Here is a 26,156-nt window from a genome sequence, read left to right as displayed (position 1 = left end):
ATGGATCAGGACCTCGGTCAGCCCCATGAGCCGGATCTCGCGCTGCATGTCGAGGATCTGACGGTCAGCTACGGCGATCGCCCTGCGCTATGGGATATCGATCTGAATATCCCGCCTGGCGTGCTGGCTGGTGTCATCGGTCCCAACGGTGCCGGCAAGAGTACCTTGCTCAAGGCCATCCTCGGTCTTGTGCCGCTGTCGGCGGGCCATGTCCGGTTGTTCGGCCACACCTATGCGGCGCAGCGCCGGCGGGTGGGCTATGTGCCCCAGCGCTCCAGCGTGGACTGGGACTTCCCCACCACCGCGGTGGATGTGGTCACCATGGGTCTATACGCCCGCATGGGGTGGTTGCGCTGGCCCGGGCGACGCGAGCGCGACAGGGCGTTGCGCGCGCTGGAGGAGGTGGGCATGGAGGCGCTGGCGGATCGGCAGATCAGCGAACTCTCCGGCGGCCAGCAGCAGCGCGTGTTCATCGCCCGGGCGCTGGTCCAGCAGCCGGACATCCTCCTGCTCGATGAGCCCATGGCCGGTGTCGATGCGACCACCGAGCGCAGCATCATCGACATCCTCGGGCGACTGCGCAGCGAGGGCCGGACCATCATCGTGGTCCATCATGACCTGCAGACCGTACGGCGATACTTCGACTGGCTGGTGTTCCTCAATGTCCGTGTGATCGCCGCCGGGCCGATCGACTCGGTATATACCGCGCGCAACCTGCGCCGCACCTACGGTGGCCAGGTCGCACTGCTCGACGAGGAGAGGCAGCGCAACGGAGGGCCGGAGGATGCCGGGCCTGCTGGCTGACTACACCCTGCAGAACGTCATGCTGGGTGCCGCTCTGATTGGGGTGATCAGCGGCGTACTCGGCGCCTTTGCCGTGCTGCGGCGCCAGAGCCTGCTGGGTGATGCGCTCGCCCATGCCGCGCTGCCCGGCGTGTGCCTCGGCTTCATGATCGCCGGTGCGCGGGAGATGGGCAGCATCATGGGCGGCGCATTGTTCACCGGGGTGGTGGCGGCACTGCTGATGATCGCGCTGACCCGCAATACGCGGCTGAAGATGGATGCGGCGCTCGCCGCCACGCTCAGCCTCGGTTTCGCCCTGGGGGTGGTGCTGCTGACCTGGATACAGCGCCAGGGCGGTGCCGCGCAGGCGGGACTGGATAGTTTTCTCTTCGGGCAGGCGGCGGCGACCTCGCGGGCCGATCTCTATCCAATGATGATCCTCGCCGGAGTGGCCCTGCTGGGCGTGGCGCTGCTCTGGAAGCCGCTCAAGCTCATGACTTTCGACCCGGCCTTCGCGGCGGTGACGGGGCTGCCGGTGCAGTGGCTCGAGCGCCTGCTCACGGCCATGATTGCGCTGGCCGTGGTCACCGGCCTGCAGATGGTGGGCGTGGTCTTGATGACGGCGATGATCGTCGCCCCCGGCGCCGCCGCCCGTCAGTGGAGCGGCAGCCTGCTCAGCATGGTCGTGCTCTCGGCGGTCTTCGGTGCCTTTGCCGGCGTGGGGGGTGGCCTGGTCAGTGCCCTTGCGCCGGGGCTGTCCACGGGGCCCGTGGTGGTCCTGCTGGCAACGCTCCTGGCGCTGCTGTCGCTGCTGCTGGCGCCGCGACGGGGGCTGATCCCGGCCTGGTGGCGGCGTCGCCATCGCCGTTCGCACACCTCCACTGATCGTATCCTGCAGACGCTCTATGAACTCGCCCGGGAACATGGTGACTGGCGCTATCGCGTCGAGCAGGGCGCGGTGGATGCCTACCACGGCATGATCACCGAGCCGCAGCTTTGCACCCTGGCCGATCGCGGCCTGGTGTTGCCCACCCAGCATATGCCGGATGAGGGGCGGCACTGGCAGCTCACCGAGTCCGGTGTGGCGCACGCGGCGGAGTACGCCCAGCGCCGTCGTCGGCGCTTCGGGGAGTCGGCATGACGGGGCTCGCCGATCCGACTACTGCCATTCTCGCGACCGGCATGCTGGTGGGCATGAGCGCCTCGCTGCTCGGCAGCTTCCTCGTCCTGCGCGGCAACAGCATGCTGGCTGACGCCATCAGCCATTCGATTCTCTTCGGCATTGCCATTGCCTGGCTGCTGACCGGCCAGACCAGCGGCCCGGTGCAGATCGTCGGCGCCGCGCTGAGCGGTGTGTTGGCCGTCTATCTCATCGAGACGCTGACGCGCACCCGGCGGCTGCGGGATGATGCGGCGATTGGTCTGGTCTTTCCCGCGCTGTTCAGTGCCGGCGTCATCCTCATCAATGTCTTCGCCCGGGATGTCCACCTGGACGAGCACACGGTGTTGCTCGGCGAGATCGGCTTCGTCTGGCTTGATACCGTCACGCTCGGTGGGGTTGAGGTGCCCCGCGCCATGCTCGCGATGACCGTGATGCTGCTGCTGGATGCCGCGTTTGTGCTGGCCTTCTACAAGGCGCTCAAGCTGGCCACCTTCGATCCGGACCTGGCCCGCGCGCTGGGTCTCGCCCCAGGGCTGATCTTCTATGCCCATCTCTCGTTGCTGAGCGGGACTGCGGTGGCGGCATTCGATGCAGTGGGGGTGGTGCTTTTCATCACCTTCGTGGTGGTGCCGCCGGCTACCGCCTATCTGCTCACCCAGCGGCTCTCGACCATGATCCTGCTGGCCATGGCGCTGGCGGCAGCGACCGCGCCGCTGGGCTACGCCCTGGCGGTGTGGCTGGATGTCTCGATTGGTGGTGCGATGGCACTGGCCACCGGGCCGTTCCTGCTGCTCGCCTATGCCTGGCGTCGCTGGCGGGCCTGGCAGCAGACACGCTCGCCACACGCGGTTCAGCCGCCGTCGGCCTCCGCGTAGCGCGCCTTGTCGGGGAATTCACACAGATCGTAGATCGGGCAGGCGCCACAGCGGGGCTTGCGGGCGGTGCAGATGTAGCGCCCATGCAGGATCAGCCAGTGATGAGCGTCCTTGAGGAATTCCTTCGGGATCAGTCGCAGGAGCTTGTCCTCGACCGCGCGCACGGTCTTGCCTCTGGCGATGCCGGTGCGATTGGCCACCCGAAAGATATGCGTATCCACCGCCATGGTGGGCTCGCCGAAGGCGGTGTTGAGGACGACATTGGCGGTCTTGCGGCCGACCCCGGGCAGCGCCTCGAGGGCCTTGCGGTCGCGGGGAATCTCGCCGTCATGCTGGTCCACCAGCGCCTGGCAGGTGGCGATGATGTTCTTTGCCTTGCTGTTGAAAAGCCCGATGGTGCGGATGTAGCCGCGCAGGCCGTCTTCGCCCAGCGCGAGGATGGCCCGAGGGGTGTTGGCATCCCGGAAAAGCGGGCCGGTGGCCTTGTTGACGCCGCGATCCGTGGCCTGGGCAGAGAGGATGACCGCGATCAGCAGCTCAAAGGGGGTCGAGTAGTTGAGCTCGGTGGTGGGGTGCGGGTTGGCCTCCCGCAGCCGCTCGAAGATCGCCTGACGCTTCTCGCGGTTCACGACGGATCGTCCGTTCGACGATCGCGGCGTCGGGCCCGGGCCCGTTCCAGGGCGGCGCGGGCCGTCGCCCGGCGGGCGGCCCGGTCCGGCAGCGTGTTGTCCGGCCTGGTCGCATCGCTGCCGGTGTTGCGGTCGCGGCGGGCGCGATGACGCGCGCGCCGGGCGTCACGCTCGATCCGGCGGCGGGCCAGCCGCTCGTTACGCTGCCGGAAACGCTCGCGGGCGGTGTCCCGGCGACGCTGCTGGATGGCCTCCGGCTCCTGCTCCCGGGCGGTGGGCAGCATGTGGATGCAGTCCACCGGGCAGGGGGCAAGGCAGAGGTCGCAGCCCGTACACTCCTCGGCGATCACGGTATGCATGAGCTTGCGGGCGCCGACGATGGCATCCACGGGACAGGCCTGGATGCACTTGGTGCAGCCGATGCAGACCGCCTCGTCGATCCAGGCCACGCGCGGCGGTCGGTATTCGCCATGCGCGGGGTCGAGGGCCTTGCTGGCCCGCCCGAGGAGATCGGCCAGGGCATCGATGCCCGCCTGGCCGCCCGGCGGACACTGGTTGATGTCCGCCTCGTCGCGGGCGATGGCCTCGGCGTAGGGCCGGCAGCCGGGATAACCGCACTGCTCACACTGCGTCTGGGGCAGCAGCGCATCAATGCGGTCGGTGAGCGTCGCCCTCTCACTCATGCGGGTTTCAGGTTGTCCCGGGATTCCTCGACCATGGCGTCGATGGCCTCGGTGTCCACCCGCGTCATGAGTGGCTTGAAGGCAGCGATGTCGTGGTCGAGCAGCGGCTGGCCGGCATCGGACCAGTCCATGGCGCGGATCTGCAGGAAGTCCTCGGCCGCCGCGGCGGTCTGCGGCAGCACCGGTTTGAGGTAGAGCATCAGCAGGCGGAACAGGTTGAGCCCCGTCGTATTGATGGCCTGTACGGCCTCCGCGGCATCCGGATCCTTGGCCAGCACCCAGGGCTTTTTCTCATCAATGTACTGGTTGGCCTCGTCGGCGAGTGCCATCACGTCGCGCACGACGCGGGCGTACTCCCGATCTTCATAGAGCCCGGCAATGGTCTCGGCACGGGCACTCATGCGCCGGAACAGCTCCGGGGTGTCGAGCCGCGGCCCGAGGCGGCCGTCGAAGCGCTTGTTGATGAAACCGGCGCAGCGGCTCGCGATGTTGACCAGTTTGCCGACCAGATCGGCGTTCACCCGCTGTGTGAAATCCTCCAAGCTCAGGTCGATGTCATGGACGCCGGTGCCGAGCTTGGCGGCGAAGTAGTAGCGCAGATACTCGGGATTGAGATGCCGCAGGTAGGTCTCGGCCATTATGAAGGTGCCGCGGGATTTCGACATCTTCTGGCCATCGACGGTGAGAAAGCCGTGGGCGCAGACGCGGGTCGGGGTGCGGAACCCGGCCCCGTGCAGCATGGCGGGCCAGAACAGCGCGTGGAAGTAGACGATGTCCTTGCCGATGAAGTGATAGAGCTCGGCCTCCGAGTCGGGACTCCACCAGGCGTTGAAGTCCATGCCGAGGCGATCGCACAGATCCTGGAAACTCGCCATGTAGCCGATCGGCGCATCCAGCCAGACGTAGAAATACTTGCCGGGCGCGTCCGGGATCTCGAAGCCGAAATAGGGCGCATCGCGCGAGATGTCCCAGGCGCGCAGCCCGGCGTCAAACCACTCCTGGAGCTTGTTCGCCACCTCGTCCTGCAGGCCTTCGCTGGCGGCCCACTCGCGCAGCATCGGCTCGAAGTCCTGCAGCCGGAAGAAGAAATGCTCGGATTCCTTCTGCACCGGTGCCTCGCCGGAGATCACCGAGACCGGATTGCGGAGTTCGTCGGGCGAGTAGCTGGCACCACAGGCCTCGCAGTTGTCGCCGTATTGATCGTCTGCGCCGCAGCGCGGGCAGGTGCCCTTGATGTAGCGGTCGGGGAGGAACATGCCCTCCCTGGCGTCGTAGGCCTGGGTGATGATCTGGCGGTCGATCCAGCCACCGTCGCGCAGGCGTGTGTAGATGAGCTCGGAGAAGTGCCGGTTTTCCTCGGAATGGGTGCTGTAGTAATTGTCAAAGCCGATCTCGAAGCCGGCGAAATCGCGCCGGTGTTCGGCGCCCACCTGCTCGATCAGCGCCTCCGGCGTGATCCCCCGCTCGCGGGCCTTGAGCATGATCGGCGTGCCGTGGGCATCGTCAGCGCAGACATACCAGCACTCGTTGCCCTGCAGTTTCTGGAAGCGCACCCAGATGTCGGTCTGGATGTATTCGACGAGATGGCCCAGATGGATCGGGCCGTTGGCATAGGGCAGGGCACTGGTCACCAGTATCTTGCGGCTCATGGACGCTCCGCGTTGACGATTACAAAGGCGGCATTATGCCAGAGCCATCGCCCCGGTTATCAGCCCTCTCGATGGCGGCCCTGACAGCCTCGACGCTGGCCGCCGGGTCGTATCCGCTGACATCCACGCGTAGATCCGCATGCCGGCGGTAGAGGGCCTCGCGCTCATGATAGAGCGCCTCGAGGGGCTGGCCGGCCTCGCGGGCGAGGCCGCGGGTATCGATATCGGTCACCCGCTCCAGGATCACCGGCAGTGCCACATGAAGCTGGACGATCACGCCGGCTGCCCGCAGATGCGTCATGGCCCGGTCGCTGTAGACGGCGCTGCCGCCGGTGGCGATGACATGGCCCTCGCAGTCGAGGGTGCTCAGCACCTCGGCTTCGATGCGGCGCAGCGCCTGATGGCCCTCGTCATCGACAATCGCCTGCAGGCTGCGTCCCTCGCGCCGCTCGATCAGCGCATCGGTATCCGTGAACTCGAGCCCGAGGGACTGCGCCAGCAGCGCGCCGACGGTGCTCTTGCCAGCGCCGGGCATACCGATGAGTACGATGTTTCGGCGCGGTGGGGTCATTGGCGCAATCTGCCGGAGCCGCCTGCTGCCGGCAACCCCCGAGCAGGGGCAACCCCATGGCGAGCATGTTTTATGCATCAGGGGGTGGGGTTAGACTCGCGAGCCATCATGCATTGAAACCGGATTGCGAGGAGCCACCATGTCCGCACTGACCCGCGAGGCCATCGAAAACGCCCTGTCCCGCTGGACTGAGCCCAGTCTGGGAGCGGATCTGGTCAGCGCCGGCGCGCTCGAGGACGTGCGCATCGACGATGGCGTAGTCCATGTCGGGCTCCGGCTGGGTTTTCCCGTTGATCACTATCGCCCGGCGCTCGAGCAGGGGGTGTCCGAATGCATTCGCGAGGCGACTGGTGCCGAGCGAGTCGACGTGGCCATCGACTGGGCGGTGGCATCGCACCAGGTGCAGGCAACGCTGAAGCCGCTGGACAACATCCGCAACATCATCGCCGTGGCGTCGGCGAAGGGGGGTGTGGGCAAGTCCACCACTGCGGCCAACCTGGCGCTGGCGCTGGCCGATGAGGGCGCCCGGGTGGGCATCCTGGATGCCGATATCTACGGACCGAGCCAGCCGCGCATGATGGGCGTCGCCGGGCGTAAGCCCGACAGCCCCGATGGCAAGACCATGAACCCGCTTGAGAATCACGGCGTGCAGATCATGTCCATCGGGTTTCTGATCGAGGAGGACTCGCCCATGGTCTGGCGGGGTCCGATGGTCACCCAGGCGCTCACCCAGCTCCTCAACGACACCCGTTGGGAGGCGCTGGATTATCTGGTCATCGATCTGCCGCCGGGTACCGGTGACATTCAGCTCACGCTCTCGCAGAAGGTGCCGGTGGCCGGCGCGGTGGTGGTCACGACCCCGCAGGACATCGCGACGCTGGATGCGCGCAAGGGCGTGCGGATGTTCGAGAAGGTGAAGGTGCCGGTGCTGGGCATTCTCGAGAACATGAGTCTGCATGTGTGCTCGCAGTGCGGGCACGAGGAGCCTATATTCGGCACCGGAGGCGGTGAGCGGTTGGCCGAACAGGAGGGCGTCGAGCTGCTCGGCGCGCTGCCGCTTGAGATCGGCATCCGCGAGCAGGCCGACAGCGGCGAGCCGACGGTGGTCTCCGCACCGCAGTCGCGTGCCGCGGAGCGCTACCGGGAGGCGGCGCGGCGGACGGCGGCGCTGCTCTCGCGGCAGGATTCGGCCGGCGCGAGCCGCTTCCCGAACATCGTCGTCGACGACAACTAGAACAGGGGCAGGGCAATGAGCATCAAATCCGATCGCTGGATCCGTGAGATGGCCGCGGGGGGCATGATCGAGCCATTCGAGCCGGGGCAGGTGCGCGATGCCGGCAGCGGTCGGATCATCTCTTACGGCACGTCGAGCTATGGCTATGACGTGCGCTGTGCGGATCACTTCAAGATCTTCACCAATATCAACTCGGCGGTGGTCGACCCGAAGGATTTCGACGAGTCGAGTTTCGTGGACGTGCGCTCGGATGTCTGCATCATCCCGCCGAACAGCTTCGCGCTGGCGAGCACCGTCGAGTACTTCCGCATTCCCCGCAATATCCTCACGATCTGCCTTGGCAAATCGACTTATGCCCGCTGCGGGATCATCGTCAACGTCACACCGCTCGAGCCGGAATGGGAAGGGCATGTGACGCTGGAGTTCTCCAACACCACGACGCTGCCGGCGAGGATCTACGCCAACGAGGGCGTCGCGCAGATGCTTTTCCTGGAATCCGACGAGGTCTGCGAGCAGTCCTACAAGGACCGCGCGGGCAAGTACATGGGCCAGCGCGGGGTGACGCTGCCCCGTCCCTAGTCAGTCAGACCCTCGACCTCGGAGAGGACCAGGCGGAAGTTGCGGCTGCCGTCCTCCCACTGTTCCACCTGAACGGCCAGATAGCGCAGCGCCGGCGCGACCCAGAGGATGGTCCGGCGATCGCTGTCGGTATCGCTGCGGCGAATGCGCAGCGCCTTGAAGCGCCCGGCGGGTGTCTCCACCGTCTCGCGGCCGTCGATAGTGAGCAGGTAGGTCTTGAGCTCGCCGCCGTCGGCGATGCGATAGACGAGCTCCCCGGTATCGGCCGGACGGGCAGCAAGGTCGTGCATGAGCTGCAACGGGCTGATGACCCGATCGATGGTGTCGCGGGTAATGTCCATGCGCCACGCCCAATCGGCGACATCGTTGACCACCTCGAGTGCCGTCCAATCGAACCGGAGTTCCGCCTCACGGGCCTTGTCATCGCCGCTGCGCTGGTAGCGGTAGACATCCGGACGGAATCCCTCGGGGCCGACATGGCCGATGCTCATCTCGCGGACTTCGCTGGAATAGACCATCCGGGCAATGCCGGTGGCGCGTGTGTGCAGTCGATAGTAATACCGTCCCTCGGCCAGCCGGCGGAACCGGAGATCGGCGCGGCCCAGCGTGAAGCCGGCCTTGCGCACCTCGTAGACGGCACTGAACGGCGGTAGCGCCTGCCAGGCGGTCTCGTCGGCAAGCGCCCCCGGTGGGCTCCACAGCAGTGCGGCGGCCACCATCAGCCCGGTCAGGGCGGATCGCAAGCCGGCGTGCTGGTTCATGATGCCGCTTCGGGCTCCAGACAGGGCGGGGAGGCGAGCGGTTTGCCGTCAAGCCACACCCTGCCTGCCTGCAGCGCCACCCGTCCCTCGGCGATCCAGCGCACCACCTCGGGGTAGAGGCGGTGCTCCATGGCCTGTACCCGATCCTGCAGGGTCTCGGCCGTATCGCCGGCGTGGATGGGGACCGCGGCCTGGGCGATCACCGGGCCCGCATCCAGTTCCGGGATGACGTAATGGACGCTGCAGCCATGCCGGGATTCGCCGGCGTCAATGGCCCGCTGGTGGGTATGAAGCCCGCGATAGGCCGGCAGCAGCGATGGGTGGATATTGATCAGGCGGCCCATGAAACGCGTCACGAAATCGTCGGTGAGGATGCGCATGAAACCCGCCAGGACCACCAGATCGGGACGGATGGCCTCGAGCCGCTCGGCGAGCACCGCGTCGTAGTGCCCGCGCTCGGCGAACGCGCGGTGGTCGAGCACCTCGGTGCCGATGCCGGCGCGCTCGGCGCGAGCCAGACCGCCGGCCCCTGGGCGGTTGCTGATGACCTGTTCGATGCGCGCCGGGATGTCGCCGCCGGCGACGGCGTCGATGATGGCCTGCAGGTTCGTGCCGCTGCCGGAGATCAGCACCGCGATGCGAAATGGCTGATCCGGGCTCACGACGCCCCCTGATAGATCGTCTCCGCGACCTCGCCCCGGGCACGGGTGACCTCGCCGGCCTGCCAGGCCGTTTCTCCCGCGGCACGGAGGATATCCAGCGTCTGCTCGGCCTCCGCCGCCGGCACCACCAGCACCATGCCAATCCCGCAGTTGAAGGTGCGGAACATCTCTTCGGTGGCGACGCCACCGGTCTCCTGCAGCCATTGGAAGAGCGCCGGCCACTGCCAGCTCGTGGTATCCACACTGGCGGCCAGGCCACGGGGCAGGATGCGGGGCAGGTTCTCGGTCAGCCCGCCACCGGTGATGTGGCTGATGCCGTTGATGGTCACCTCGCCGAGCAGCCGCATCACGGTCCTCGCGTAGATCCGGGTCGGGGCGAGCAGCCATTCGTCGAGTGCCCGACCGTCGAGGTGGCGCTCGAGCGCCTGCGGGTCGCGCTCCAGGATTCGCCGGACCAGTGAGTAGCCGTTGGCGTGAACGCCGCTGCTACCGAGGGCGATGAGGGCGTCCCCCGACCGGATGCCGCCGCCGTCGATGACCCTATCCCGCTCGACGACACCCACACAGAAGCCGGCCAGGTCGTAGTCGCCCTCGGCATACATGCCCGGCATCTCGGCGGTTTCGCCACCGATCAGCCCGGCGCCTGCCTCGCGGCAGCCCGCAGCAATGCCGCGGATGACCCGGGCCGCCACTTCGGTGTCGAGACGACCCGTGGCGTAGTAGTCGAGGAAGAACAGCGGCTCGGCGCCGGTGACGATGACATCATTGACGCACATGGCCACCAGATCGATACCGATGCCGTCGTGACGGCCCGTCTCCAGGGCGAGTCGAAGCTTGGTGCCGACGCCGTCCGTGCCGGCCACCAGCACCGGCTGGCGATAGCGGTCGACGGGCAGCTCGAAAAGCCCGCCGAACCCGCCGAGCGCTCCGACCATGCCGGGGCGCCGGGTGGCCGCGACATCGCCCTTGATGCGCTCGACAAGGTCGGCGCCGGCGTCGATGTCGACACCGGCGTCGCGGTAGGTCAGTCCGGGCTTGGAATCGGGTGGGTTCACGGCTTTGCTCCGAGTCTCGCTTTGATCGTTCCCGTCAGCCGCTCATGGTACCTTAAAAGCCCATTTGCGAAGGGTCCGGATACCGAACCGATGAGCTTTGCCCTGCGAGCGATCTGCCTGGCGATCCTGCTCTGTGGCCTGCTGCCGGCGGCGCTGGCGCAACCGGTGCCCGAGCCGGTCACCGTGCCCGTGGCGGACGACTCGGAATCGGCGCGCGACCGGGCTCTCGGCCGCGCCATGGATGCCATGCTGGTGCGGCTCACCGGCGACCCGGCGATCATCGAGCGCGGTCTGGCCGAGCGGCTCCGCGCCTCGGCCGGACGCTACCTCGCCAGCTTCTCCTACCGTACCGGCGATGACGAGACGGGTCTGCAGCTCGCGGTGCGTTTCGACCAGTCGCTTCTGCGTGGCGCGCTTGGCGAGGCGGGGGTCGCGATCTGGCCGGAACCGCCGGCCACGGTGATCGTCTGGCTGGCCGTCGAGCGGGCGGGTCAGCGCTTTCTCGTCGATGGCGAACAGGCCACCGCGTTGCGCGAGCGTCTGCGCGAGGCGGCGGGCTCATCGGGCCTGTCCCTGCTCTTCCCGCTGATGGATCTGCAGGATCGCCGCGATCTCGGCTATGCCGATGTCGCCGGGGGCTTCGCTGATCCGGTCCGAGCCGCATCGGCGCGTTATGACGGCGAGGCGGTGCTCGCCGGCCGACTGCAGGTGTCCGATGATGGCGCGGTGGCGGCGCGCTGGCTCCTGCTGCCGGGCGATGGTGAGCCCGTGGCGCGCTGGCAGACCGACGCCGATGCCATGAGCGACGTGCTGGAGTCCGCAGTCGCGGTGCTGGCCGATCGCCTGCGGCCGATCTATGCCTACGTCCCCGATCCGGAGGCCGGGCGTCGGATGACCATGACGGTGGATGGCATCGACGCGCTTGCCGAACATGATCGTCTGCAGGGCTATCTCGAGTCGCTCCCTGGCGTGGAGCGGGTGCTGACGAGCGCCGTGTCCGATGCGCAGGTGCGTATCGACCTCGCCGTCAGCGTGGACGAGGCCCGCATCCGGGAGTCGCTGACTCGGGATGGGCGGCTTCGCGAGACCGATGACGGCTACCGCTGGCGCTGATGAGCAACGCCATTTCGACCGGGCAACTGGCACTGGATTTCCGCTGGAGTGATGCCGCGGATCTTGCATCGTTCGTGGCGCTGGGTAACGAGCAGGCAGCGGCGGCCGTGGCGGCGCTGGGCGGCCCGTCGGAGCAGTCTCTCTATCTCACCGGGCCCCCGGGCAGCGGCAAAAGCCATCTGTTGCAGGCCGCCTGTGGCCGGGTCAGCGATGCCGGTGGTCCGGCGGTCTACATTTCCCTCGGCGACCATGTGGCGGGGTCGGTCGCCCAGCTTGAGGGTCTCGAAGGCCTGTCACTGGTCGCCGTCGACGACCTGGACTGCCTTGCCGGACGGGATGACTGGCAGGAGGGCGTGTTCCATCTCTATAACCGGCTCCGCGACGCCGGCGGGCTGATGGTGGTCTCCGCGCCGGCCGCTCCCGCGGCACTCGGGCTGGGGCTGCCGGATCTCGTCTCCCGACTCGATTCGTTGCTACGGCTGCGCCTGACGGCGGCGGATGACGAGCGGCGGCGGCAGATCCTCGCCGCGGCGGTGGCCCGTCGGGGCCTCGATCTTCCGGATGCCAGCACTGACTACCTGCTGCGCCACGAGGCCCGTGATCTGGGGCATCTGATGAGTATGGTCGAGCGGCTGGATGCCGCCTCCCTGCAGGCCGGCCGCCGCCTGACGGTGCCTTTCATCAAGTCGGTACTGAGCGATCAGCCCTCGGCCTGACGCGCCTTGTGGGCCTGCTTGCCTCGCTTTAGCACGAGCATCACGCAGCCAAAATAGCCGATGGTCAGGATGGACTCGGCGCTGCCAAGCCAGCGCTCCGGGAAGCCACCGGTGGCGGTGAGGATGCCATGGATGAAATAGACCAGAATGAGCATGCCGGTCCACTGCAGGGTGTAGCGCCGGCGATTGAGCACCCCGCGCAGGCCGAATAGCAGCGGCAGCAGAAAGACCAGCAGTAGCGGGCTGCGCAGACCCGGGGGGGGCGGCGCGAGCCAGATCAGCCAGGCGAACAGTAGCCCGATGAGCGCCATGTAACAGCCAACGGCAACCCGGTAGAGCGGTGAACTCGCCACCTGGGTCGCCGACTCGCGGGTGTTGTCCTTGCCGCGCAGGACCTTCATCGTGCCGCCCCGGCGTGACCCGTCGCGAGGCGTTGCGCAGCATCCGCAACGCGCGCGCCGAGTGCCCGACACAGGGCCGCTTCGGTGTCGTCCACCTCACGATCGGCCTCGCCACCGGCGAGGTGGCTGGCCCCATAGGGCGTGCCGCCTGTGGTGGTCTCGGTAAGACCCGCCTCAGTGTAGGGTAGGCCGAGCAGGTACATGCCATGGTGGAGCAGGGGCAGCATCATCGACAGCAACGTGCTCTCCTGGCCGCCATGCAGGCTGCCGGTGGAGGTGAAGACCGCCGCCGGCTTGCCGGCCAGCGCGCCGCTCAGCCAGAGCCCGGCGCTCTGGTCGAGGAAGTGCTTGAGCGGTGCCGCCATGTTGCCGAAACGCGTCGGGCTGCCCAGAATCAGCCCGTCGCACTCGCCGAGTTCTTCAAGGCTGGCATAGGGCGGGCCCGCCTCGGGGATCGGTGAGGCGGTGGCCTCGGATACTTCGGAGACCGCCGGGACGGTGCGCAGTCGTGCGCTGGCCCCAGCAACACGCTCGATGCCGTGGGCCATCTGCCGGGCCATGGCGTGGGTGGCTCCGTGGCGGCTGTAGTAGAGGACCAGGATTTCGCAACTCATGGCGGGAATCTTGGGTGTTAGGGTGACCGCGCGCAAGAGCGGGAGGATTCGCATGAACGCAACGTCCACTCCATGCCGCCAGTTCAGGATACAGGGCCGGGTGCAGGGCGTGTTCTTCCGTGCGAGCACGCAGGACAGGGCGAGGGCGCTGGGCCTTCGGGGCTGGGCCGAGAATCTGCCCGACGGTAGCGTCCAAGTGGTCGCCTGTGGCGATGAGCAGGCCCTCAACGCGCTGAGCGAATGGCTCTGGGAGGGGCCGGCGTCAGCCGAGGTCACGGACGTCGCCGCCTCGAGCATTGACGATCCGGGGTGCCGGGACTTCACGACCCGTTGAGGGTCGGCGCAAATTGACCGATATCAAGTTTCCCGCGATACTTGCGCCTTGGGATGACCGGCTGAGAGGAGCACGATGAAGAGCATGCGATGGATGGCGGCGGGGGCGGCTGCGATGCTGCTGGCGCTGCCGGGCGTGAGCGCCGCCCAGGGCAACATCGAAGCAGGCCGCGCCAAGGCCTACACCTGTCTCGGCTGCCATGCCGTGGAGGGCTATCGCAACGCCTACCCCTCTTACCGTGTGCCGAGGCTCGGCGGCCAGCACCAGGAATACCTTGTGTCCGCGCTCCAGGCCTACAAGAATGGTGATCGCCAGCACGCTACCATGCAGGCGCTGGCGGCCACGCTGAGCGAGCAGGACATGCTCGACATCGCCGCGTATTTCGAGGCCGAGGGCCGGGGAGGCGCGGAATGAAACGCTTGATGTGCATGATTGCTGCGGGCCTTATGGCAACCGCCGGTATCGCGCAGGCGCAGCCCATTGGCAACGTCGAGGCCGGACGGGAGAAATCGCAGGCCTGCATCGCCTGTCACGGCGAGACCGGGGCCTCGGACAACACGGCCTTTCCGATGTTGGCCGGGCAGCATGCCGATTACATACTGTATGCCCTCCAGGCCTATAAAAGTGGTGACCGGCAAAACGCCATCATGAATGGTCAGGCGGCAGGACTGAGCGAAAAGGACATGCGTGACCTCGCCGCCTTTTATGCCGCGCAGGATCCGGCCCTTCAGACGCTGGAGCGTCGCGCCGCCAACAGCGAGCGGTAGCCCGAGCGGTAATCCGGATAGCGCAGGCGATAGCCGTCGGCTTGCAGCAGCCGGTTGCTGCAGCGCCGTCCACCCGCCGTACCAGACTCGCGAGGCGGCGTCGGCAGGCCCATCGCCGCGGCGAGCCAGTCCATGATTTCGCACTGCGTAGCGGGTGCGTCATCGACGCCGATGTAGACCGGCGCCGGTGCCGCCAGGGTGCCGACGTGGGCGAGTACGCCGGCACAGTCTTCCTCGTGAATGCGGTTGGTGTAGCGGGGCGGTTCGGCCTGGCACGGTGAGCCGCGCTCCACCCGACGGATCAGCGCCTCCCGTCCGGGGCCGTAGATGCCGGCAAATCGCACGATCACGGCGCCGCCGGGGTGGCCGGCCGCGATGGCCTCGCCCTCCAGCAGCCGCTGGCCCGAGAATCGGCCTGGTTCGGTGGGGCTGGATTCATCCACCCAGCGACCATCATCCTGGCCGTAGACTCCCGTGCTGGACACGAAGATCAGCCGCGCCGAGTGATTCCCTGTATCCCGCAGCGCCCGGCAGAGCCGCTCCAGCCCGGTGACGAACGTTCGTCGGTAGCCTTCGTCATCGTATTGGTCCGGGGTGAGAATCGCATAGACCTGATCGAGCCCGATGGGCAGCCTTGCGGCCAGATCGTCATCGAGCAGGTCGACGCGACAGGGGGTGATCCCGGGGGGGAGTGCCTCGGGGTTGCGCCGCAGACCGATGACCTGGTGCCCAGCCGCGGCGAGTTCCAGTCCCAGTCGGGTGCCGAGCCGGCCGCAGCCGGCGATGAGAATACGCTTGGACATGATCGCCTAGAATAGCGGCAATACCGCCAGGGAGGACAAGCCTTGAGTGCCAATCGCCTGGCCCGATTGCGGGCCACGCTCGACCGCCGCCAGCCCGATCTGCGGGTACTGCTGGATGACGTCCACAAACCCCATAACCTCAGTGCGATTCTGCGCACCTGCGATGCGGTGGGGGTCTATCAAGCGCATGCCGTGCTAGGCGGCGGTCGGCTGGATATCCAGCGCCACTGCGCGGCGGGTGCCGGCCAGTGGATTCATACGGTGGCCCATAACCATGTCACCGAGGCCATCGCCGCGGCCCGCGATGACGGGCTGCGCGTCTATGCCGCGCATGCCTCTGAAGAGGCGATGGATTTCCGCGAGGTGGACTACACCGCTCCCTGCGCGGTGCTCATGGGCGCGGAGCTGTGGGGAGTGAGCCGGGTGGCGGCCGAGCAGGCCGACGGACATATCGTCGTGCCCATGGCCGGGCTGGTGGAGTCGCTGAACGTCTCGGTGGCCGCGGCCGTGATTCTGTTCGAGGCCCAGCGCCAGCGTGAGGCGGCGGGGCACTACGACGCCCCGCGGCTCGATCCGGACTGCTACCGCCGCACGCTCTTCGAGTGGCTGCACCCGCGCATCGCCGAGCACTGCCGAGCCCAGGGCGTGAACTACCCCGCGCTTGACGACGATGGCGACCCGATCCGCTCGCTTAGCACCGACACCACCTGATCGACGGGGATGTCCTCGTTCTCCTCCGCCGTCCGCGCGCGGTACTCCAGCGTGCCGGCCTTAAGGCCGCGATCGCCCACCACGATGCGGTGCGGAATGCCGATCAGCTCCATATCGGCGAATTTCACGCCGGGGCGGGCGTCCCGATCATCCCAGAGCGGATCCAGTCCGGCCGCGCGCAGGTCGTTGTAGAGGCGCTCGGCGGCCTCGGCCACCGCCGGCGAGCGGTCGGCTCCGATGCTCACAACAGCCACGTCGAAGGGCGCCAGCGGAGCCGGCCAGATGATGCCGCGGTCATCGTGGTTCTGCTCGATGGCCGCGGCCACCACCCGCGAGACGCCGATGCCGTAGCAACCCATGATCAGCGGCTGCAGGTTGCCGTCCTCGTCGAGAACGCGTGCGTCCATGGACTCGCTGTACTTGCTGCCGAGCTGGAAGATATGGCCGACCTCGATGCCGCGATGGATCTCCAGTTGGCCCCGCTCGCAGCGCGGGCAGCCTTCGCCGGCGCTGACGATGCGCAGATCGGCCGTCTCCGGCAGTGCCGCATCGCGTTCCCAATTGAGGTTGATCCAGTGCCAGTCCGCCCGACCCGCGCCGCTCGAGAAGTTGATGAGCCCCGCGGCGCGGTGGTCGACGAGCTGGCGCAGACCGGCCGGCAGGCCCTTCGGTCCAATGAACCCACGCGGCACACCGGTGGCGTCGAGGGCCTCGTCGGGCTCGGCGAGGCGAACGTCTTCGGCGTCCAGGGCATGCGCTGCCTTGACGAGGTTGAGTTCATCATCGCCGGCCACGAACAGCACCGCGGGGGCGCCGTCGGCCATGACCACGACACTCTTGAGCACCTGTTGCGGCGTCAGCCCCAGGACGTCGCACTGCTCGGCGACGCTGTGAATGCCGGGGGTGGCACGCTCCTCGGCGGGCAGTGGTCCCGCGGCCGACGGCGCCGATGGCCGACTGGCCGCCAGCTCGGTGTTGGCGGCGTAGTCGCAGGCGTTGCAGCTCGCGATCTCATCCTCGCCGGAGTCGGCGAGCACCATGAACTCCTCGGAGACGCTGCCACCGATGGCGCCGCTGTCGGCGCCCACCGAGCGGAAGCGCAGATCGAGGCGCTCGAACACCCGACTGTAGGCGCCGTGCATATCGCGATACGTGGCCTCCAGTGAGGGCTGGTCGAGATGAAAGGAGTAGGCATCTTTCATGACGAACTCGCGGGCGCGCATGACGCCGAATCGGGGCCGGATCTCGTCGCGGAACTTGGTCTGGATCTGATAGTAGGTGACCGGCAACTGCCGGTAGCTACGCAGTTCGCGGCGGAGGTAATCGGTGATGACCTCCTCGTGGGTCGGGCCGATGCAGAAATCCCGCTCATGGCGGTCCTGCAGGCGCAGCAGCTCCGGGCCGTAGACTGACCAGCGCCCGGATTCCTGCCAGAGCTCCGCGGGCTGCACCGCGGGCATGAGCACTTCCAGGCCACCGATGCCGTCCATCTCCTCGCGCACGATCTGCTCGACCCGGCGCATCACCCGCAGGCCCAGCGGCTGCCAGGTGTAGAGTCCGGCGCCGATCTTCTCGATCAGCCCCGCCCGGAGCATCAGGCGATGGCTGACGATCTCGGCGTCGGCCGGGGTCTCCTTGCTCGTGAACAATGGAAAACGGCTTGTGCGCATGAATCCGTGCCCTGTGGTGAATGCCAGGCTGCACAGGTTATCCGACCGGGGCGGGAGCGCCCACCCCCGCGCTTGACGCCCAATGGCGGGCGCCGTAACTTGAGCGGCTTTCATCGGACAAAAGTTGGGACCATCCGGCGCCGGTCACAGGGCTATGCGACACATCATTTCCATTCTTGTCGAGAACGAGTTCGGTGCGCTGGGGCGCATCGCCGGGCTGTTTACCGCCCGCGGCTACAACATCGACTCGCTCACCGTCGCGCCCACGGATGATCCCACGCTCTCGCGCATGACACTGGTCACCCAGGGTGATGAGCGCATCGTCGAGCAGATCCTCAAGCAGCTCAACAAGCTGCTTGATGTGGTCAAGGTGATGGACATCACTGACTCGGCGCACATCGAGCGCGAGCTCATGCTGGTCAAGGTGCAGGCCACCTCCAGCGAGGCGCGAGAGGAGTTCAAGCGACTGGCGGAGATCTTCGACGCCCGTGTCGTCGACGTCACCGATAAGACCTACACCATCGAGGTGATTGGCCGCGGCAGCAAACTGGACGCGTTCCTGGCGCTGCTCGAGCACAAGACCCCGATGGAAGTGGTGCGCTCCGGTGTCATCGGCATTGCGCGCGGCGACAAGCAAATGCGTGTCTGAATCCACACTTCGGGGGAGTCATGAAGGTTTACTACGATAAGGATGCCGATCTTTCCATCATTCAGGGCATGAAGGTGGCCATTCTCGGCTACGGCTCGCAGGGGCATGCCCATGCCAACAATCTCAAGGAATCGGGTGTCCCCGTCGTGGTGGGCCTGCGCGCCGGCTCCGCGAGCGCGGAAAAGGCCGAGGCCGCGGGCCTCGAGGTCGCGGAGGTCGCTGATGCCGTGGCGGCGGCCGATCTGGTGATGATGACCCTGCCGGACGAGCATCAGGCGGCGGTCTACCGCGAGTATGTCGAGCCGAATCTGAAGACCGGCGGGGCGATCGCCTTTGCCCATGGCTTCAACATCCACTACCAGCAGATCGAGCCGCGCGCGGACATGGACGTGATCATGATCGCGCCCAAGGGCCCGGGCCACCTGGTGCGCTCAACCTACGTCGAGGGCAACGGCGTACCGAGCCTGATCGCCGTGCATCAGGATTCCAGCGGTCGCGCGCGCGACGTCGCCCTGGCCTATGCCTCCGCCAACGGTGGCGGGCGCTCGGGGGTGATCGAGACGAGTTTCCGCGAGGAGACCGAGACGGATCTCTTCGGCGAGCAGGCCGTGCTCTGCGGTGGCATCACCTCGCTGATCGAGGCCGGCTTCGAGACGCTGACCGAGGCGGGCTATGCCCCGGAGATGGCGTACTTCGAGGTGCTCCACGAGACCAAGCTCATCGTCGATCTGCTCTACCAGGGCGGCATCGCCAACATGCGCTACTCGATCTCCAACACCGCTGAGTACGGTGATTTCACCCGCGGCCCTCGGGTGATCAATGAGCAGTCGAAGCAGGCCATGCGCGAGCTGCTCGAGGAGATCCAGAACGGCGAGTTCGCCAAGGAATTCGTGCTCGAGAGCCAGTCCGGCGAGCCGCGTCTCAAGGCCATGCGTCGTCGCGCGGCGGAGCATCCCATCGAGCAGGTGGGCGAGAAGCTGCGCAGCATGATGCCGTGGATCCAGGCCAACCAGTTGGTGGACCGCAGCCGTAACTAGGGAGCGGCCACCGCTGCCATTGGGCGGCCCCGGCGCGTTGCCGGCGGCCGCTGCATCGAGGTCAGCATGACCGAGCGTCTCCCGGAGCCGCGTCGATCCCGGCGCGGCATCTATCTCCTGCCCAATCTGATCACCACCCTGGCCCTGTTCTTCGGGTTCTACGCGGTGGTGGCAGCCCAGTCCGGCGCCTACGAGGCGGCGGCCGTTGCCGTGTTCCTGGCCATGGTCATGGATGGGCTGGACGGCCGGGTCGCCCGCATCACCAATACCCAGAGCGATTTCGGCGTGCAGTACGACAGCATCGCCGATATGGTCTCGTTCGGTGTCGCCCCGGCTCTGGTGGTCTATCTCTGGGCGCTGGAGGACCTCGGTGCACTCGGCCCGGTCTGGGACAAGCTCGGTTGGTTGGGGGCGTTTATCTACACGGCCTGTGCAGGCCTGCGGCTGGCCCGTTTCAACACCCAGGTGGGCGTGGCGGACAAACGCTACTTCCAGGGACTGCCCAGCCCGGCGGCCGCCGCCACCCTGGCGGGACTCGTCTGGGCCGGCGACCGCCTGGAGTTCGGTGGCTGGCCTGCGGGTATCCCGGCGCTGGTCATCACGGTGCTGGCCGGTGTGCTGATGGTCAGTAACGTGCGCTATGACAGTTTCAAGGAGATCGACTTTCGCTACCGCGTGCCCTTCGTGGTCATGGTCCTCGGGGTGATGGGCGTGGCGTTGATGTCGGTGCATCCTCCCACGGTGCTGTTCGCGCTGGCGCTCACCTATCTCGGCTCCGGTCCGGTGCTCACGGTGCTGCGCCGCCGGCGGCGTCGCAAACGCCGGCAGGCGGGTTAGAATACCGCCAAGGGAACATCGCGAGGACGGGGAAAGATGAGCGAAGCCGATCGCCTGATCATTTTTGACACCACGCTGCGAGACGGTGAGCAGTCGCCGGGCGCGTCCATGACGCGCGAGGAAAAGGTCCGTATCGCCCGGGCGCTGGAGCGGCTGCAGGTGGATGTGATCGAGGCCGGGTTTCCGGCGGCGAGCCAGGGCGATTTCGAGTCCGTTCGGGCGGTGGCGCAGACCATCACTAATGCCCGGGTCTGCGGGCTGGCCCGGGCCAATGAGCAGGACATCGACCGCGCCGGCGAGGCCATTGCGCCGGCGCCGGCCGGCCGCATTCACACCTTTATCGCCACCTCGCCGGTGCACATGGAGAAAAAGCTCCAGTTGACGCCGGATGAGGTGGTGGCGCGTGCCATGGCGGCGGTGGGCCGCGCCCGCAATCTGTGTGATGACGTCGAGTTCTCGCCCGAGGACGCCGGCCGCTCCGAGCCGGATTTCCTCTGCCGGATCATTGAGGCCGCGATCGATGCCGGTGCGACCACCATTAATATCCCGGACACGGTGGGCTATAACCTGCCAACACAGTTCGCCGGCCTCATCCGAGGACTGCGAGAGCGCATCCCGAATGCCGACCGGGCCGTCTGGTCGGTGCACTGCCACAACGACCTCGGCCTGGCGGTCGCCAACTCGCTCGCGGCGGTGCGCGAGGGCGCACGGCAGATCGAGTGCACCATCAACGGGCTGGGCGAGCGGGCCGGCAATGCCGCACTCGAGGAAGTGGTCATGGCGCTGCGCACGCGGCGCGATGATTTCCCCTGCGACACCCGCATCGAGACCCGTGAGATCGTGCCGACCTCGAAGCTCGTGGCCAATATCACCGGTTTTCAGGTGCAGCCCAACAAGGCCATCGTCGGCATCAACGCCTTCGCCCACGAGTCGGGCATTCACCAGGATGGCGTGCTCAAGCATCGTGAGACCTACGAGATCATGCGCGCGGAGGATGTCGGCTGGGGCACCAACCGCATGGTGCTCGGCAAGCACTCCGGGCGGAATGCCTTCCGCAGCCGCTGCGACGAACTGGGCATCCGCTTCGAGACGGCCGCGCAGCTCAACGAGGCGTTCCAGCGCTTCAAGGACCTCGCCGACAAGAAACACGAGATCTTCGATGAAGACCTCCAGGCGGTGGCCACTGAGGCGGTGGCGGCGCTGGAGGAGGATCAGGGCGTGACCCTGGTGGCCTTCCGCTGCTGCTCGGAGACCGGCGAGACGCCGGTGGCGGATGTCACCCTCAATGTCGATGGCGAGGAGCGGCAGAGCTCGGCAGCCGGTGATGGACCGGTGGATGCGGCGTTCAAGGCCATTGATGGCATCCTCGGCGTGGAGGCCGAGCTGCTGCTCTACTCGGTGAACAACATCACCACCGGAACGGATGCGCAGGGCGAGGTGACGGTGCGGCTCGAGCGCGGTGGTCGGGTGGTGAACGGTCAGGGATCAGATACCGATATCGTGATCGCCTCGGCCAATGCCTATCTGAATGCGCTCAATCGCCTCCGCGCGCGGGGCCAGCGGACTCACCCGCAGACCGAGGGCGTCTGAGCCGCGGCCGGCTGTCATGGGCGTGCTCGATTCCCGTCGCCGCCGGCTGCTTGATGAGATGGGGGTGCCCGTCTGGCGTCTGCGTCCGCACGCCGACGCCAGGCCAGTGTCCCAGGCCGAGGGCGATGTCGAGGCCGCAGCGCAGGCCGAAACCGAGACCGAGGCGATTCCTGAGCCGGCGTCGCGTCAGGCACCCGAGTCCGCGATCGACTGGGCGGCGCTGCTGCGGGGCATTCGCGACTGCGATCGCTGCCCGCTGCATGCGACCCGGAACCAGGCGGTGCCGGGTATCGGCGATCAGGATGCCCGGCTGCTGATCGTCGGCGAAGCCCCGGGTGCCGAGGAAGATCGTCGCGGCGAGCCGTTCGTCGGCCGGGCCGGCAAGCTCCTCGACGCCATGCTCGCGGCCATTGGGCTGGCTCTGCAGCAGGGCGTGTACATCACCAATGTCGTCAAGTCGCGTCCGCCGCAGAATCGTGATCCCAATGCCGGCGAAATCGCTGCCTGCCGGCCCTGGCTGGAAGCGCAGATCTCGCTGATCCGGCCGGAGGTGATCCTGGCCGTGGGGCGGGTGGCCGCGCAGTCGCTGACCGCCACGACGGCCCGCATGGGCGAGTTGCGCGGGCGCTGGCATGCCTATGGCGAACCGGCGATCCCTTTGATCGCGACCTATCATCCGGCCTATCTGCTGCGCAGTCCGACCGCGAAGGCAAAGGCCTGGGAGGATCTGCTTGCGCTCAAGCGCCGCCTGCGCGCGGGGGGTGTATGACAACCGCGCCGGCCGACTTCCTGCCGGTGATCCGGCCCATGCGCCCGCGTGATGTCGCCGCGGTCCACCAGGTGGAATCGAGCGCCTACGACTATCCCTGGACACTGAATATCTTCCGCGACTGCCTGCGCATGGGCTACGAGTGCTGGGTGCAGTTGGCCACCGACCGTGTCGTCGGTCACTTCATCCTGGCCATGGGGCCGGGCGAGGCCCATGTGCTCAACATCGCGGTCCATCCCGACTGGCACAACCAGGGCCTGGGCCGGGCGCTGCTCGAGCGCTCACTGGAGCAGGCCGAGCGTCTCGGCGCCGAATCGGTATTCCTCGAAGTCCGGCCTAGCAACTCGCCGGCGGTCCATCTGTACATGAGCACCGGCTTTCGCCGGGTCGGCCGACGGCGCGATTACTATCCGTCGGAGACGGGGCGTGAGGATGCACTGGTCATGCGTTATGACCTGCGGGAGGTTGCGCCGGCGGGGCGGCGATGAGCGCGCCGCGCGAGCAGCGCCGGGTCGTCAGGGCCTGGGCGCTCTACGACTGGGCCAATTCGGGGTTCGCGACGGTCGTGCTGGCGGGTCTCTTCCCGATTGTCTTCCAGGACTACTGGAGTGCCGCGGCCGAGCCATCGGTGGCCAATCTACGGCTCGGCTGGGCTAATGGGCTGGCCAGTCTGGTGATCGTGCTCATCGCGCCCCTGGCCGGCGCCATGGCCGACCGCGCCGGCCGGCGCAAACGGGCGCTGCTCCTGTTCGCCTTCCCGGCGGCGGCGCTCACGGCGCTGTTCGCACTGGTGCCGGCGGGCATGTGGTGGCTGGCGGCGGGGCTGTTCGTATTGGCCACGGTGGGCTTCATGGCCGCCAATCTCTTCTACGATTCTCTGCTGGTGGCGATTGCGCCGCGCCGGCGCTGGCACGCGGTGTCCGGCTTCGGCTTCGGGCTCGGCTATCTGGGTGGGGGGCTGCTGTATCTCGGCTGCGTGATCGCCGTGCTGCGGCCCGGTTGGTTTGGCCTGGCCTCGGCGCTGGACGCCGCCCTGGCCGCGTTCGTCGTCACCGGCCTGTGGTGGGCGGTGTTCAGCCTACCGCTGGCATTCCGTGTGCCGGAACCGGCGGGTACCGCGCCCCGGACGGCGGCCCTTCCGGGTGGGCTCCGACAGCTCCGATCAACGCTCAGCCATCTGCGTGCGCATCGTCCGGTGTGGATTTTCCTGCTCGCCTACTGGCTCTACATCGACGGCGTCGGTACCACCATCCGCATGGCGGTGGCCTACGGGCGGTCACTCGGCTTCGAGCAGAATGATCTGATCGTGGCGTTGCTGATCACCCAGTTCGTGGGCTTCCCCGCGGCCATCGCCATGGGGGCGCTGGGTGAGCGCATCGGCGCCCGGCGCGGTATCCTCCTCGGCCTCGCGCTGTACATCGGCATTGCCGTCTGGGGCGCTTTCATACAGGCCCCCTGGGAGTTCTACACCATCGCGGCCCTGGTGGGGCTGGTGCAGGGCGGTGTGCAGGCGCTCAGCCGCTCGTTCTATGCCGGGCTGATCCCGCCGGAGCGGGCCGGCGAGTTCTTTGGCTTCTATAATCTACTGGGCAAGTTTGCGGCACTCATCGGCCCGCCGCTATTCGGCCTGCTCGGGGTGTGGTTCGGTGATGTGCGCTACTCAATGCTGGCGCTTATCGTATTGTTCATGGCCGGCGCGCTGCTGTTGATGCGCGTCGACACAGTCGAAGGGGAGAGAAGATGACGGATACGGGTGAGCCGCAAGACAGGCAGCGGCGGCTGTCGGTCTGGCAGGTGATCAAGAGTACTGCGGCGGCGGCCTTCGGTGTGCAGACCGAAGACGCGCGACGCCGCGACTTCACCCAGGGCAGCGCGGCGAGTTTCATCATTGCCGGGCTGCTGTTCACCGTGGCCTTCGTGGTGGGCCTGCTGGTGGTGGTCAACCTGGTACTGAGCCAGGCCGGCTAGCAGGGGCGAGGCGCGCTACCAGCCATGTGATCGCGGCCGAGCCCAGCAATGCGCCCAGAAACGGCGCCAGTGTCGGCGTCGCGCCGGGAAAGCTGGCGGCCAGCAGGCCGGCGGCGATCGAGCCACCGCTGAGGCTCCCCGGGATCACCGCGCCGACGAGTCCGGCAATTGCCCCGGTAATGGCCGCCCTGGGCGGCACGCGATCGGACAACCCGCTCAGCAGCGGGACCACGGCGGTCGCGCAGAGCAGATCCGCGATCAGGAAGAGTCGCAGCACAGAGATGTCCTGCAGGGCAAGTGCGACCACCGGCAGCATGAGCAGGGCTGTGAGCCAGCGCGCGCCGCTCAGACCCATCCGGCCGGTCTCGGTCACGCCCAGCGAGACCAGCGCGTTCTGCAGCGTATCCACCGAGGAGGCCACCAGCGTGATCGCCAGAACCAGTGCCGGTAGCGTGAGCCAGCCGGGCGCATCGCCGAGGAGGGCGAAGAAGGGAATCGGCGGCGTTCCCAGATCGAGTCCGCGGACCGCGGCGAGGACCCCGGCACCGCCCAGAATTGCGACGACGACAATGGTGGCCGCGCCGCCCAGTAGGGCACCGCGGCGCAGGGACTGATCGTCCCGGGCCGCCCAGACCCGCTGCCAATAGCCCTGATGGAAGAGATTGGCGGCGGTGACCGCAATGATCAGCGTCGCGGCCACCGACAGCCCGGTGCCCAGTCCCGGCGAGGGGAAGTGACCCGCCGAGGGTGTCGCGCCCGCCGGCGCCAGACCCAGTGCGCCGTAACTCACCACGCCGATCAACGCGATCAGCAGCCAGGCCTGCCAGCGATCGGTGACGAGGCTGGCGCGCAGGCCGCCCATCGCCGTGTAGAGCAGGGTGGCCACCGCCACCGCGATGATCACGTACTGCCCATCGACGCCGGAGAGCAGGCTGGTGATGGCGCCAATGGCCGTCAGTTCCGCGGCCAGGAAGCAGAGCATGTAGAGCACGGACAGCGCGGCGACCCAGTATCGGAACCCGTTCCCGAAGCGGCTGGCCGTGAACTCGGTCAGGCTTCGGCCGCTGGGCAGGCGCCGGCGGATGGCCGGCCCCAGCAGGCCGAGGATGATGAACGGCAGGGCCGAGCCGAGGGCGTAGCCGGCCACCGCGACCGGGCCCACGAAAGCGCCGACCTCAGGTGGTGCGAAGAGGATCCAGGCGCCCATCCCGGAGGCGAGGAAGGAGAGGCCCACGGTGGTGCCGCTCTGCGAGCGTCGGGCGGTGAGATAGTCGTCGAGTCCGGCCGTATGCCGGGCGCGCAGTCCGAGGCCGATGAAAACAAGCAATGCAGCGGCGATCGCCGCCATGGTCAGGGCAGGCATGTCGCACTTCCTCCGCCGGTATGATCCGGTTCAGGTTCCAGGGTCAGCGCGATGCGCACTCTCAGTCCGAAGACTCCCCTGGCGACGTGGGTTCAGATTGTTCAGCACGGGCGAGTATGCCGGCCGGTATGCTCTGGTGCAAACAGGGCTGGCTGGGCAATCGGCGCTGCG

Annotated in this window: 30 protein-coding genes, 1 pseudogene and 1 riboswitch; of the genes and pseudogenes, 19 read left to right on the top strand and 12 right to left on the bottom strand. The window is 67.5% G+C overall.

Annotated elements, in window-relative coordinates:
• The 3 genes from V6X30_RS06025 to V6X30_RS06015 are packed head-to-tail and all read left to right on the top strand — an operon-like array spanning position 1 to position 2,820.
• Entirely contained in the window at positions 1-804 is an 804-nt protein-coding gene (locus V6X30_RS06025) for a metal ABC transporter ATP-binding protein (protein WP_367983719.1), read from the top strand.
• A complete protein-coding gene (locus V6X30_RS06020; protein WP_367983718.1) occupies positions 785-1,924 on the top strand; it encodes a metal ABC transporter permease in 1,140 nt (379 codons plus the stop codon). Before V6X30_RS06025 ends, V6X30_RS06020 begins: the two co-directional genes overlap by 20 nt.
• Positions 1,921-2,820 (top strand): metal ABC transporter permease, encoded by a 900-nt coding sequence (locus tag V6X30_RS06015; RefSeq protein ID WP_367983717.1) that lies wholly within the window; start codon positions 1,921-1,923, stop codon positions 2,818-2,820. Before V6X30_RS06020 ends, V6X30_RS06015 begins: the two co-directional genes overlap by 4 nt.
• Here the strand turns inward: V6X30_RS06015 and nth are convergent.
• The 4 genes and pseudogenes from nth to V6X30_RS05995 all read right to left on the bottom strand — a co-directional run bounded on the left by nth (position 2,796) and on the right by V6X30_RS05995 (position 6,352).
• Entirely contained in the window at positions 2,796-3,449 is a 654-nt protein-coding gene (gene nth, locus V6X30_RS06010; RefSeq protein ID WP_367983716.1) for an endonuclease III, read from the bottom strand. The genes V6X30_RS06015 and nth overlap by 25 nt on opposite strands.
• A pseudogene (rsxB, locus tag V6X30_RS06005) lies at positions 3,446-4,126 on the bottom strand (electron transport complex subunit RsxB); the annotation flags it as partial. The pseudogene rsxB and the gene nth, both read right to left, overlap by 4 nt.
• Positions 4,127-4,128: 2 nt before the next feature.
• Positions 4,129-5,781: a methionine--tRNA ligase gene (metG, locus tag V6X30_RS06000; RefSeq protein WP_408022358.1), complete on the bottom strand. Its 1,653-nt coding sequence runs from the start codon at positions 5,779-5,781 to the stop codon at positions 4,129-4,131.
• A gap of 19 nt (positions 5,782-5,800) precedes the next feature.
• Entirely contained in the window at positions 5,801-6,352 is a 552-nt protein-coding gene (locus V6X30_RS05995) for a shikimate kinase (RefSeq protein ID WP_367983714.1), read from the bottom strand.
• Positions 6,353-6,491: 139 nt separating this feature from the next.
• Here V6X30_RS05995 and apbC point away from each other — a divergent pair, with 139 nt between their 5' ends.
• Entirely contained in the window at positions 6,492-7,586 is a 1,095-nt protein-coding gene (gene apbC, locus V6X30_RS05990; RefSeq protein ID WP_367983713.1) for an iron-sulfur cluster carrier protein ApbC, read from the top strand.
• Positions 7,587-7,601: 15 nt separating this feature from the next.
• Positions 7,602-8,165 (top strand): dCTP deaminase, encoded by a 564-nt coding sequence (gene dcd, locus V6X30_RS05985; RefSeq protein ID WP_367983712.1) that lies wholly within the window; start codon positions 7,602-7,604, stop codon positions 8,163-8,165.
• On the opposite strand, the gene V6X30_RS05980 is transcribed toward dcd, so the two are convergent.
• From V6X30_RS05980 to purM, 3 genes are read right to left on the bottom strand one after another with little or no spacing between them, the layout of a single operon-like run.
• On the bottom strand, positions 8,162-8,926 hold the full coding sequence (locus tag V6X30_RS05980) for a DUF3108 domain-containing protein (protein WP_367983711.1): 765 nt from the start codon (positions 8,924-8,926) through the stop codon (positions 8,162-8,164). The genes dcd and V6X30_RS05980 overlap by 4 nt on opposite strands.
• Positions 8,923-9,588, bottom strand: coding sequence for a phosphoribosylglycinamide formyltransferase (gene purN / locus V6X30_RS05975; protein WP_367983710.1), 666 nt, complete (start codon positions 9,586-9,588; stop codon positions 8,923-8,925). The genes V6X30_RS05980 and purN overlap by 4 nt, the downstream gene beginning before the upstream one ends.
• Positions 9,585-10,643 (bottom strand): phosphoribosylformylglycinamidine cyclo-ligase, encoded by a 1,059-nt coding sequence (gene purM, locus V6X30_RS05970; RefSeq protein WP_367983709.1) that lies wholly within the window; start codon positions 10,641-10,643, stop codon positions 9,585-9,587. The genes purN and purM overlap by 4 nt, the downstream gene beginning before the upstream one ends.
• 90 nt (positions 10,644-10,733) lie before the next feature.
• Here purM and V6X30_RS05965 point away from each other — a divergent pair, with 90 nt between their 5' ends.
• Positions 10,734-11,756 (top strand): DUF2066 domain-containing protein, encoded by a 1,023-nt coding sequence (locus tag V6X30_RS05965; RefSeq protein WP_367983708.1) that lies wholly within the window; start codon positions 10,734-10,736, stop codon positions 11,754-11,756.
• Positions 11,756-12,472, top strand: coding sequence for a DnaA regulatory inactivator Hda (hda, locus tag V6X30_RS05960; protein ID WP_367983707.1), 717 nt, complete (start codon positions 11,756-11,758; stop codon positions 12,470-12,472). Before V6X30_RS05965 ends, hda begins: the two co-directional genes overlap by 1 nt.
• On the opposite strand, the gene V6X30_RS05955 is transcribed toward hda, so the two are convergent.
• Positions 12,457-12,873 carry a DUF2069 domain-containing protein gene (locus tag V6X30_RS05955; protein WP_367983706.1) on the bottom strand — a complete coding sequence of 139 codons (417 nt, stop codon included), beginning with the start codon at positions 12,871-12,873 and terminating at the stop codon, positions 12,457-12,459. The two genes, hda and V6X30_RS05955, sit on opposite strands and share 16 nt — an antisense overlap.
• Complete coding sequence (gene wrbA, locus V6X30_RS05950; protein WP_367983705.1) at positions 12,870-13,487, bottom strand: NAD(P)H:quinone oxidoreductase; 618 nt, start codon at positions 13,485-13,487, stop codon at positions 12,870-12,872. Before wrbA ends, V6X30_RS05955 begins: the two co-directional genes overlap by 4 nt.
• A 52-nt stretch (positions 13,488-13,539) precedes the next feature.
• On the opposite strand from wrbA, the gene V6X30_RS05945 reads away from it, so the two are divergent.
• The 3 genes from V6X30_RS05945 to V6X30_RS05935 all read left to right on the top strand — a co-directional run bounded on the left by V6X30_RS05945 (position 13,540) and on the right by V6X30_RS05935 (position 14,588).
• Positions 13,540-13,821: an acylphosphatase gene (locus tag V6X30_RS05945; protein WP_367983704.1), complete on the top strand. Its 282-nt coding sequence runs from the start codon at positions 13,540-13,542 to the stop codon at positions 13,819-13,821.
• A 75-nt stretch (positions 13,822-13,896) separates the two neighbouring features.
• The gene (locus V6X30_RS05940; protein ID WP_367983703.1) at positions 13,897-14,235 is read left to right on the top strand and encodes a c-type cytochrome; all 339 of its coding nucleotides are present in this window, start codon (positions 13,897-13,899) and stop codon (positions 14,233-14,235) included.
• Positions 14,232-14,588 (top strand): c-type cytochrome, encoded by a 357-nt coding sequence (locus V6X30_RS05935; protein WP_367983702.1) that lies wholly within the window; start codon positions 14,232-14,234, stop codon positions 14,586-14,588. Before V6X30_RS05940 ends, V6X30_RS05935 begins: the two co-directional genes overlap by 4 nt.
• Here V6X30_RS05935 and V6X30_RS05930 read toward each other — a convergent pair.
• Positions 14,549-15,391 (bottom strand): SDR family oxidoreductase, encoded by an 843-nt coding sequence (locus tag V6X30_RS05930; protein ID WP_367983701.1) that lies wholly within the window; start codon positions 15,389-15,391, stop codon positions 14,549-14,551. The two genes, V6X30_RS05935 and V6X30_RS05930, sit on opposite strands and share 40 nt — an antisense overlap.
• Before the next feature lie 42 nt (positions 15,392-15,433).
• Here V6X30_RS05930 and trmH point away from each other — a divergent pair, with 42 nt between their 5' ends.
• Positions 15,434-16,102, top strand: a complete 669-nt coding sequence (gene trmH / locus V6X30_RS05925; protein ID WP_367983700.1) for a tRNA (guanosine(18)-2'-O)-methyltransferase TrmH — start codon at positions 15,434-15,436, stop codon at positions 16,100-16,102.
• Here the strand turns inward: trmH and V6X30_RS05920 are convergent.
• On the bottom strand, positions 16,042-17,772 hold the full coding sequence (locus V6X30_RS05920) for a proline--tRNA ligase (protein WP_367983699.1): 1,731 nt from the start codon (positions 17,770-17,772) through the stop codon (positions 16,042-16,044). The two genes, trmH and V6X30_RS05920, sit on opposite strands and share 61 nt — an antisense overlap.
• A 154-nt stretch (positions 17,773-17,926) precedes the next feature.
• Here V6X30_RS05920 and ilvN point away from each other — a divergent pair, with 154 nt between their 5' ends.
• From ilvN to V6X30_RS05880, 8 genes are all read left to right on the top strand, one after another.
• A complete protein-coding gene (gene ilvN, locus V6X30_RS05915; protein ID WP_367983698.1) occupies positions 17,927-18,421 on the top strand; it encodes an acetolactate synthase small subunit in 495 nt (164 codons plus the stop codon).
• A gap of 20 nt (positions 18,422-18,441) precedes the next feature.
• The gene (ilvC, locus tag V6X30_RS05910; protein ID WP_367983697.1) at positions 18,442-19,458 is read left to right on the top strand and encodes a ketol-acid reductoisomerase; all 1,017 of its coding nucleotides are present in this window, start codon (positions 18,442-18,444) and stop codon (positions 19,456-19,458) included.
• Positions 19,459-19,524: 66 nt separating this feature from the next.
• The gene (gene pssA, locus V6X30_RS05905; RefSeq protein ID WP_367983696.1) at positions 19,525-20,295 is read left to right on the top strand and encodes a CDP-diacylglycerol--serine O-phosphatidyltransferase; all 771 of its coding nucleotides are present in this window, start codon (positions 19,525-19,527) and stop codon (positions 20,293-20,295) included.
• A gap of 36 nt (positions 20,296-20,331) precedes the next feature.
• The gene (locus V6X30_RS05900; RefSeq protein WP_367983695.1) at positions 20,332-21,885 is read left to right on the top strand and encodes a 2-isopropylmalate synthase; all 1,554 of its coding nucleotides are present in this window, start codon (positions 20,332-20,334) and stop codon (positions 21,883-21,885) included.
• Positions 21,886-21,901: 16 nt separating this feature from the next.
• The gene (locus V6X30_RS05895) at positions 21,902-22,654 is read left to right on the top strand and encodes a uracil-DNA glycosylase (RefSeq protein WP_367983694.1); all 753 of its coding nucleotides are present in this window, start codon (positions 21,902-21,904) and stop codon (positions 22,652-22,654) included.
• Positions 22,651-23,142, top strand: coding sequence for a ribosomal protein S18-alanine N-acetyltransferase (gene rimI, locus V6X30_RS05890; RefSeq protein ID WP_367983693.1), 492 nt, complete (start codon positions 22,651-22,653; stop codon positions 23,140-23,142). Before V6X30_RS05895 ends, rimI begins: the two co-directional genes overlap by 4 nt.
• Positions 23,139-24,398, top strand: coding sequence for an MFS transporter (locus tag V6X30_RS05885; RefSeq protein WP_367983692.1), 1,260 nt, complete (start codon positions 23,139-23,141; stop codon positions 24,396-24,398). Before rimI ends, V6X30_RS05885 begins: the two co-directional genes overlap by 4 nt.
• Positions 24,395-24,622: a DUF2970 domain-containing protein gene (locus V6X30_RS05880; protein WP_367983691.1), complete on the top strand. Its 228-nt coding sequence runs from the start codon at positions 24,395-24,397 to the stop codon at positions 24,620-24,622. Before V6X30_RS05885 ends, V6X30_RS05880 begins: the two co-directional genes overlap by 4 nt.
• Here V6X30_RS05880 and V6X30_RS05875 read toward each other — a convergent pair.
• Positions 24,594-25,985 (bottom strand): sodium:solute symporter family transporter, encoded by a 1,392-nt coding sequence (locus V6X30_RS05875; protein WP_367983690.1) that lies wholly within the window; start codon positions 25,983-25,985, stop codon positions 24,594-24,596. The two genes, V6X30_RS05880 and V6X30_RS05875, sit on opposite strands and share 29 nt — an antisense overlap.
• Positions 25,975-26,075: riboswitch (TPP riboswitch) on the bottom strand. Its footprint overlaps the gene before it by 11 nt.
• Between the last annotated feature and the right edge of the window lie 81 nt (positions 26,076-26,156).

Origin of the sequence: Spiribacter sp. 1M189, from assembly GCF_040838345.1 — a bacterium.
GTDB lineage: Bacteria > Pseudomonadota > Gammaproteobacteria > Nitrococcales > Nitrococcaceae > Spiribacter > Spiribacter insolitus.
Note: the sequence above shows the minus strand (reverse complement) of the source record. Positions and strands in the feature narration are given on the sequence as shown.